Origin of the sequence: Halovivax sp. (assembly GCA_007119345.1) — an archaeon.
Lineage (GTDB): Archaea > Halobacteriota > Halobacteria > Halobacteriales > Natrialbaceae > Halovivax.
In genome coordinates this window covers 23916-32479 of record SKPV01000037.1, presented here as the reverse complement: position 1 = coordinate 32479, position 8564 = coordinate 23916, and the positions used below count along the sequence as shown (strand labels likewise).

Here is an 8564-nt window from a genome sequence, read left to right as displayed (position 1 = left end):
TCCAGGTCGACGACCGGTTCCGGACGCGTCGCCGACCCCTCAACTGTCCTCGGATCGGACCGTCAGGTAGTGGCCGTCCGGGTCGCGGATCACCGCTTCGTCGGACCCGTATTCGACCTCGCAGGCGCGATCCGCGACGGCGGCGGCCGCGTCGGCCGGTTCCGGTGCGCGAAAGCCGACGTCGACGTGGACGCCGCCGCGGGCGTCGGCGATGCCCAGCTGTGGTTCCCACAGCTCGATCGCCACCGGCCCCTGCATGCGCACCCGCCGGCGCTCCTCGCCGCGGTCGACCGTCTCGAACCCCAACACCTCGTAGAACGACTCGGCACGCTCCAGCGACTCGACCTCGAGGGCGATCTCGAAGATGCCGTCGACGCCCGGACCCGCCACGTCCCGCTGGCCGAGTTCGACGCAGTTGCCGTCCGGATCGTACAGGTACAGCGATCGGACGTCGCCGAAGCGCGATTCGGCCAGCTCGTGTGTCGCGGCGAGTCGGTCCCACCAGTCGTCGTACTCGCCGACGGGAATCGAACAGGCGTAGTGGGTGTGCAAGCCGCCGCGCGGGACGCCGGACGGTCGCCTGAGAACCAGTTCGCTGTCGCCGGCCGCGTAGCGGACCTCGTCGACGGCGTCCGCGCGGACCGACAGATCGAGCCGCTCCTCGTAGAACGACCGCGCCGGGTCGAGGTACTTCACCTCGAGCGCGAGCCAGGCGAGACCGGTGAGCATGCCGCGTGGTATTCCGGGGAGCGATATAGAGTCGTCGCCGTTCGGGCGGCCGGAGCATCGTTCCCGCGGAACCGTCCGCGGAACGCACCACTTAACCGGCGGTGTTGCGTGGGACCCCCTGAGAGCACGATGGCCGATCTACCGGACGAGTTCGACTGCACCATCACCAACTGGGAGTACATCTACGGGCTCTGTCACGACGTCAGCGACCGGGTCCGGGCGGACGCCTTCGAGCCCGACGTGATCGTCGCCCTCGCCAGGGGCGGCTGGTTCGCGGGCCGGTGTTGCTGTGACTTCCTCGGACTCGACGACCTGACGAGCCTGAAGATGGAACACTACGTCGGCACGGCACAGAAGTCGGGCGAGCCGACGGTCCGCTACCCGATGCCGGAGGGCAGCGTCGCGGGCAAGGACGTGCTGATCATCGACGACATCGCCGACACCGGCGGCTCGATCAGCCACGCGTTCGAGTACGTCACCGACCGGGACGCCGACGAGGTCCGCACCGCCACGCTCCAGTTGCTCGGGACCAGCGAGTTCGAGCCCGATTACGTCGGCGAACGCCTGGAGGAGTGGACCTGGATCGTCTATCCCTGGAACTTCATCGAGGACATGGTCGACCTGATCTCGGGCGTGATGGCGAAGGCGGACGGGACGACGTTCACGGCCGACGAGATCCGCCACCTCCTCGCGGCCTACCACGACGTCCAGCGCATCGAGATGGAGATCGCCCAGCCGAACCGCCTGCCAGAGGTCCTCACGGAGATGGAACGGCGCGGTGCGATCGATTCCGCGGGACCGGACGAGTGGCGACTCGTCGAGTGACGACCGACCCCGTTCAGTCCGCCAGCGCCTCGCTGGGCTCGGCCTCGACCGTCACCTGCTGGATCCAGAGGTCGCCGAACAGCTCGTCCTGTTCGAGCCGGACGCGCCCGCGGTGAGCCAGAAAGAGCAGCGCGAGGTAGGTCATCACCCGCGAGCCGCCGGCGCCTTCGATCTCGGCGAACAGCACCTCCTCGCGACCGGCCTCGTAGTGGGGTTCGAGCGCGTCTTCGACCTCCGCGATGACGTCCTCGATGTCCTCGGCGTGTTGGGTGTGGGTGACGTCGTCGGCCGTCGGTTCGTCGACGCCCCGGTAGGCGTCCCCCGAGTGGTAGCTGAGCTCCTGGACCCCGCGGTTGAACCCGCGCGGCGAACCCGAGGTGTCGTAGCTCCGCGAGCGCTTCCACCACGAGCCTCGCTCGGCCTCCCTGAGCTCGCGGACCAGTTCGTCGAGCGTCTCCGGCTTGCCCCGGGCGTGCTTGCGATCGAGGCGTCGCTCCATCTCCGCTTCGAGGCGCTCGACCGGATCGAACCCCGGCGCACCGTCTCCGTCCGCCGGCGCCCCCTCCCCCGAGAACGGCGCCTCCCAGGGCGGTAGCTCCTCCTCGTCGGGTTCGTCCGAACTGAACAGCACGTCGCTCTTCATCCGAAGCAACACGCTCGCGTAGAACAACGCCCGACCCGACGTGCGGAGGTCCGCCTCGTCGAGCGCCGCGAGGAATTTGTCCGTCACGTGGACGATGTCGATGTCCCACGGGTCGATCTCGCCGTTCTTCGCGAGCTGGACGAGGAGTTCGACCGGCTGGACGTCCTCGTCGTCCGCGGAATCGCCGGCCGCGTCGGCGTCGACGAGGTCCGCCGCGTCGGCCCCGACGAGATCCGCCGCGTCGTCGGTCGACTCGGACTCGCCGGTCGCTCCCGTACCCGCACTCGTTTCCTCGCCGACAGTCGACGACTCCTCGCCCCCTCCGTCGTCGAAGTCGAACGCGGCTGCGTCGGGTCCGCCGGGCGGGTCGCGCTCCTCGTGACCGACGATGTTCAGTGGGATGTCGTCCCCGGATTCGGGTTCTGAGGGCGCATCGGAATCGCCGTCCGGTGGTTCCGAGGATGCAGTCGTCGCCTCCGGTTCAGCCGCGTCTCGCGGGTCGTCGCTACGCTCCTCCCCGCTCGCGATTCCCGAGGATTCCGTCGTCGCCTTCGGCTCCTCGGAATCCTCGCTAGTCACCAGCCGGCACCTCCTCACCACCGCTGAGGTCGATCCCCGTCACCGCGCTCACGTTGTCCTGTTGCATCGTCACCCCGATCGCGCGCTCGGAGCGGTCGAGCATGGCCTGGCGGTGGGAGACGACGACGAACTGGGCCTGGCCGGCCAGTTCGTCGACCATCCGTCCGACGCGTTCGGCGTTGACCGCGTCGAGGAAGGCGTCGACCTCGTCCAGCGCGTAGAACGGCGCGGGGTTGTGACGCTGGATCGCGAAGATGAACGCCAGCGCGGTCAGGGACTTCTCCCCCCCGGACATCGCGTCGAGGCGCTGGATCGGCTTGTCGCCCGGCTGAGCCTTCATCGTCAGCCCGCCCTCGAAGGGATCGTCCTCGTCCTCGAGGTGCAGCGAGCCGGTGCCCTCCGAGAGCTGCTCGAAGATGTCCGTGAAGTGTGCGTTGATGGACTCGTAGGCGTCCATGAACGTCTCTTTCTTCTGTCGTTCGTAGCGATCGATCCGTTCGCGGATGCCGGCGGCTTCCTCCTCAAGCGTGGCCTTGTTGTCCTCGAGTTCCTCCAGGTCGGTGCGGACCTCGTCGTACTCGTCGATGGCCAGCATGTTCACCGGTTCGAGCGCGTCCATGTCGGCCTGGAGCAGATCGATCGTCTCGACGACCGTGTCGTGGTCGGGGACGTCCTCGGGGTCGTACTCGCCGACTTCGTCCTCCAGGGCGTCGATCTCCCACTCGAGAGCCTCTCCCCGCTCCTCGGCGCTCCGGAGTTTCGACTCGACGTCGTCGACCGCGTTCTGGGCTTCGTCGCGCGCGTCTCGGGCGTCCCCGAGTTCCTCTTTGAGGTCCTCGCGCTCGCCTTTGAGCTCGGCGAGTTCGGATTCGAGTTCGGCGACCGCCTCGCGTTTCGCCTCGAGGCGTTCTTCCTGGGCGTCGATCTCTTCCTCGCAGGCGTCGATGCGCTCTTCGTATTCGGCCTTGCGGTTCTGGGCGGTCTCGATGTCGTCGTGGAGATCCTCGATGGCTTCCTCCGCGTAGGACTTCTCGAGTTCGAACTCGTTGAGCCGTCCGTCGAGGCCGTCGATCCGGTCCTCGCGCTCGTCGATCTCCGCTTCGATCTCCTCGATCCGGCTCGTGAGCTCGGGAATCTTCGAATCGGCGAGCTCGGCCTCCAGCTCCGCGATCTCGGCCTCGATCTCCTCGATTTCACCCTGTTTCGCTTCGATCCGGCCGGAGATCTCGGTCATCTCCTCGTCGACCGACTCGCGCTCCTCGCGGAGCTCCTCGAGTTCGTCCTCTAGATCCGCGATCTCGCCGTCGAGGCGTTCTCGCTGGTCGTCGATCTTCTCGATCTCGTTCTCGATCGAGCGGACCTCGTCGGCCGCGTCGGTCTGGCGATCGCGAGCGTCGTCCAGCCGGGATTCGACGCCGCGAAGCTCCTCGCGGAGTTCGTCGCGCTGTTCCTGGAGCTCGGTGATCTGGGTGGCGACGCGCTCTAACTTGCCCCGACCGTCGGTGGAGAACGAGTATCGCGAGCCCTTGCGGGAGCCGCCGGTCATCGCCCCGCTCTTCTCGACGAGGTCGCCGTCGAGCGTGACCATGCGGTAGTCGCCCATGTATGCGCGTGCGGTGTCCAGGTCCTCGACGACCAGCGTGTCGCCGAGTACGTACGAAAAGATCCCCGCGTACTCGGCGTCGAAGTCGACCAGGTTGTACGCGAAGTCGACGACGCCCGGATCCGACGGGGCCGACGGCAGGTTCCGGGTGTACATCTCCGTCATCGGGAGGAAGGTCGCGCGTCCCGCGTTGCGGGACTTCAGGTGGTCGATACACTGCTGACCGACGCCGTCGTCGTCGACGACGACGTTGGCAAGCCGGCCCCCGGCGGCAGTCTCGCAGGCGACGGCGTACTCGCCGGGGACGCTGCCCAGCTGGGCGACCGCCCCGTGAACGCCGTCGAAGCCGGCGTTGAGGATCGTGGTCACCGCCCGGCCGAACGAGGAGTCGCCGCTCTCGCCCGCCTTGGCCTCCAGTTCCGCGTACTCCTGCTGTTTGGCCTGGAGCTCGTCCTCGAGGTCGTCGAGGTCGCTCTGGTGCTGGAACCGCTCGCGCTTGAGGTCCTGGACGACCCCTTCGATGTTCTCGCGGTTCTTCTCGGCCTTCTCGAGTTCGCGCTCGAGTTCGGCCCGTTCGTCGTCCAGCTCGGGCACCAGCGCCCGGGTCTCCTCGATCTCGGACTCGGCCTCCGCGATGGCGTTCGAGCGCCGGCGCGCCTGGTCGAGCAGGCGGTCCTGCTCGCGCTGGAGGTCGTTCTTCGCGGTCTTCGCTTCCTCGAGGGCGTCCTTGCGATCGGCGAGGTCGGCTTTCACTTCGTCGTACTCGGTGTCGACGTTCTCGAGTTCCGCTTCGAGCTCGGCGACGGTCGCTTCGCGCTCCTGTATCTCCGATTTCACCGAGGCCTTCTCGAGCTTGCACTCGCGCATCTCGCCATCGAGTTCCTCGACGCGCTCTTGCTTCCGGTCGATCTGGACGAACGCCTCCCGACGGTCGGCCTCGGCCTCCTCGATTCGTTCCTCGCAGGTCTCGATGCGATCCTCGAGCCGGGAGATCTCGCCTTTGACCTCCTCGATCTCGCTTTTGATCCGCAGCTGCTCGTCCTCGCCCTTCCGCTCGATCTCCGCGTTGAGATCCTCGAGGTCCTCCTGCAAGCGGACTACGGCGCCGTGCTTCTCGTCGAGCTCGCGATGGAGTTCCTCGAGATCGGCTTCCAGGGTGGTGATCCGCTCCGTGACCTCCGCGAGTTCCTCGCGTTTTTCCTCGAGTTCGCTCGCCTTGAGGTAGCCCTCGTACTCCGCCTTCTCGCGGCGGAGTCGACGGTATCGGAGCGCGGTCTGACGCTCGTCTTCGAGCTGGTCCAGTCGGTCGCGCTTTTCCTCGATGCGCAGTTCCGCCTCGTCGATGCGCTCCTGGACGACCTCGAGTTCCTCGAATGCGTCGGCCTTCTTGGCGTCGAACTCGGCGACGCCGGCGATCTCGTCGATGATCTCCCGCCGGTTGTGCGGGGTCATGTTGATGATCTCGGTGACGTCGCCCTGCATCACGACGTTGTACCCCTCGGGGGCGACGCCCGCCTGGGCCAGCAGGTCCTTGATGTCGGTGAGGTTGACCGAGCGGCCGTTGAGGTAGTAGTACGAGTAGTAGTTGTCCTCGGTCTGTTTGACCCGCCGACGGATGCGGATCTCGTCGACGTCGCCGACGTCCTCCGTGCCGGCGGCCGAGGCGACCTGCGAGCGGTCGAGGGTGCGATCGGCGTTGTCGAGGACGACCTCGACCTCGGCCTCCCGCGCGCCGCCGGGGTGGTCGCCGTCGTCGTAGCCGGGATTGTAGATCAGATCCGTCAACTTCTCCGCGCGGATGCCCCTGGTCCTCGCGAGCCCGAGCGCGAAGAGCACGGCGTCGATGATGTTCGACTTCCCGGAGCCGTTCGGGCCGGTGACGACGGTGAAGTCCTCGTAGAACGGGATCCGGGTCTTTCGCCCGAAGCTCTTGAAGTTGTCGAGGACCAGCGCCTTGATGTGCATTCCTGGAGGACCTCCGCGTCATCGACGGAGCCGTTCTCCGGCGGATTCGTCGTCGACTCGTTACGCGACGATGATTTCGTCGGTACGTGACTCTTGTGGCTCGTCGTCCGCTTCACCCTCGTCGGCGCCCTCGACATCGTCTTCGACCTCGGTGGCCGCCTCGGCCGTCGCCGCCTCGACGTCGTCCGGCGCCGCCTGGGGCGTCTCGACGGGTCGACGATCCGGCACGCGACTCGGCGGCTGCGTGTCGAGCGCGTTCTCCAGCACTCTGATCCGTTCTTTCGATTCGACGAGTTCCTCGGTGAGGCCCTCGACCGTCGACTCGAGCTCCGCTACGGTGGACTCGAGCTTCTCGACGCGATTTTTCGGCATATGCCCTATGGACAGTTACTGGCACTTAAACGTGCGTCAGACAAACATAACTTCCCAGTCATATTTGCGAGCGGACGACGTCATCGCCGTCATCGCCGCCGGTCGAAGGACGATGGCGCCGAACCGAGAGGGCCCGCGATGCGCGCTCCAGATAACCGAAGTCTCTCGAATGTTCCCCGGATGGCGTGTACCCGTTCGAGCGAACGTTCGAGCTGAACCGACGGCAGTCCATGGTCCGTAATAGATGAACTCACGCCCGCGAAAGACTGTCACGGCGCGTGTTTTCGGTCATGGCGCGTGTTTTCGGGAGGTAATCCGGCGTTACGGGCCTGCGTCGACTCGACCGTTAACATGTGCACGCCCCACTACTTGGAGTGATATTCACTATCATGTATCATGGCGTTTCAGCCAGCGGAGGGTGCACACGAGTCATGACGGAAGTACCAGCCACGGACGACCCCAATGACGGCGGGATCGACCGTAGAGACGCGCTAAAACTGCTCGGGGGCTCGGCGATCGCCGTCGCGCTCGCCGGCTGTTCGGACCTCCTCGAGGACGACGACGATCCGATCGAGGATGCGGACGTCCCCGACGAGCCGATCGAGGCCGGGCTGCAGACGTTTCTGGAGGGAGCTCCGGCGGTGCTCGGCGTGCAAGCCGAGTACGGCGCCGAGACGGCGGTTCGGCGCATCAACGACAACGGCGGCGTCGCCGGTCGCGACATCGAACTCGAAGTCATCGAGGAGGGCGAGGAGGCACTGGAGAATTACCAGCAGTTCGTCGACGACGGGAAGGACGTCACCTTCGGGCCGATCTCGAGCGGCAATCACGAGGCGATGGTCCCGGAGATCAACGACCAGGGCGTCATCAACGTGGCCACCGACGGGACGGTGACGACGCTCTACGAGGAGGACTTCACGCCCGAGGACAACACGTACTCCTTCCGGTTCCAGAACCACGACGTGATGGAGGCGCTGGCCGCTGCCGTCGAAGCGGTCGAGGTTCTCGGCGAGGACGAGATCGACTCGTACGCGGGGATCAATCCGGGCTACGCGTTCGGTTTCGACGAACAAGAGCTCTTCGCGGCCGCCATCGAACAGCTGACGGGTGCGGAGGAGGTCTACGAAGGGTTCCCCGACCTCGGGACCGACGACATGTCGACGCACATCGCCGAGGTCAACAGCGAGGAGCCGGACGTCCTGTTCACGAGTTGCTGGGGCGGAGACGCGACGCTCCTTCTCGAACAGGCCCACGGTGCCGACATGTTCGACAACGTCGAACTCGTCGTCGGCCCCGTCCTCTACGGCTCCGCGAACGACCTCAGCGAGGACCTCACCGACGGACCGATCCGCACGGGCTCGCGTAACTTCTACTGGGACCAGCCCAGCACCGACCGGTGGAGTCCGGGAGCAGATCTCTTCGAGGAAGTCCAGGACGAGTACGGCGTCGTCCCTACCGCACACTTCATGAGCGGATACGGCGCCGTCGCGGCGTGGGCGACGGCCGCGGAGAAGGCCGTCAGAGTCCTCGGCGGCTGGCCCGAGCAGGAGACGCTCGCGGAGATGCTCGTCAACCACGGCTTCTACACGCCGGCCGGCTACCACACCATCGGGTCGGACCATCAGGGCTACTCGAACGCCCACTTCGGCTCGCTGGAGTGGTCCGACGACCTCGACGCCGCGATCATCGAGGAGGTCAACGTCTACGACCCGAAGAACGTGTCGCCGCCGCCAGGGCAGACCTCCCGGGACTGGATCGGCGAGTGGTAGCCCGGGGTGCAGATTCTTTGACTCCAATGACCTACACGTTCGAGTCGACGAAATCCGACGGTTCACCGAGAGGTGAGTG

Annotated in this window: 6 protein-coding genes; 2 read left to right on the top strand and 4 right to left on the bottom strand. The window is 66.3% G+C overall.

Going from position 1 to position 8564, the window contains the following annotated elements; translation table 11 throughout:
• Positions 1-39 precede the first annotated feature (39 nt).
• On the bottom strand, positions 40-729 hold the full coding sequence (locus tag QZT59_RS03265; RefSeq protein WP_290811277.1) for a VOC family protein: 690 nt from the start codon (positions 727-729) through the stop codon (positions 40-42).
• A 129-nt stretch (positions 730-858) separates the two neighbouring features.
• Here QZT59_RS03265 and QZT59_RS03260 point away from each other — a divergent pair, with 129 nt between their 5' ends.
• A complete protein-coding gene (locus QZT59_RS03260; RefSeq protein ID WP_290811275.1) occupies positions 859-1554 on the top strand; it encodes a phosphoribosyltransferase in 696 nt (231 codons plus the stop codon).
• Positions 1555-1567: 13 nt separating this feature from the next.
• Here QZT59_RS03260 and QZT59_RS03255 read toward each other — a convergent pair whose 3' ends face one another.
• Genes QZT59_RS03255 through QZT59_RS03245 form a run of 3 tightly spaced genes read right to left on the bottom strand, consistent with a single transcriptional unit; the run spans position 1568 to position 6716 of the window.
• A complete protein-coding gene (locus QZT59_RS03255) occupies positions 1568-2776 on the bottom strand; it encodes a segregation/condensation protein A (RefSeq protein ID WP_290811272.1) in 1209 nt (402 codons plus the stop codon).
• Positions 2769-6344, bottom strand: coding sequence for a chromosome segregation protein SMC (gene smc / locus QZT59_RS03250; protein ID WP_290811269.1), 3576 nt, complete (start codon positions 6342-6344; stop codon positions 2769-2771). Before smc ends, QZT59_RS03255 begins: the two co-directional genes overlap by 8 nt.
• Positions 6345-6404: 60 nt before the next feature.
• A complete protein-coding gene (locus QZT59_RS03245) occupies positions 6405-6716 on the bottom strand; it encodes a hypothetical protein (protein WP_290811266.1) in 312 nt (103 codons plus the stop codon).
• Positions 6717-7147: 431 nt separating this feature from the next.
• Between QZT59_RS03245 and QZT59_RS03240 the strand changes: the two genes are divergently transcribed.
• On the top strand, positions 7148-8485 hold the full coding sequence (locus QZT59_RS03240; protein ID WP_290811265.1) for an ABC transporter substrate-binding protein: 1338 nt from the start codon (positions 7148-7150) through the stop codon (positions 8483-8485).
• Positions 8486-8564: the final 79 nt, after the last annotated feature.

Excerpts from the sequence above, each read along its gene's own strand:
- QZT59_RS03240 (WP_290811265.1), top strand. The coding sequence starts at position 7,148 with ATGACGGAAGTACCAGCCACGGACGACCCCAATGACGGCGGGATCGAC.
- QZT59_RS03265 (WP_290811277.1), bottom strand. The coding sequence starts at position 729 with ATGCTCACCGGTCTCGCCTGGCTCGCGCTCGAGGTGAAGTACCTCGAC.
- smc (WP_290811269.1), bottom strand. The coding sequence starts at position 6,344 with ATGCACATCAAGGCGCTGGTCCTCGACAACTTCAAGAGCTTCGGGCGA.
- QZT59_RS03260 (WP_290811275.1), top strand. The coding sequence starts at position 859 with ATGGCCGATCTACCGGACGAGTTCGACTGCACCATCACCAACTGGGAG.
- QZT59_RS03245 (WP_290811266.1), bottom strand. The coding sequence starts at position 6,716 with ATGCCGAAAAATCGCGTCGAGAAGCTCGAGTCCACCGTAGCGGAGCTC.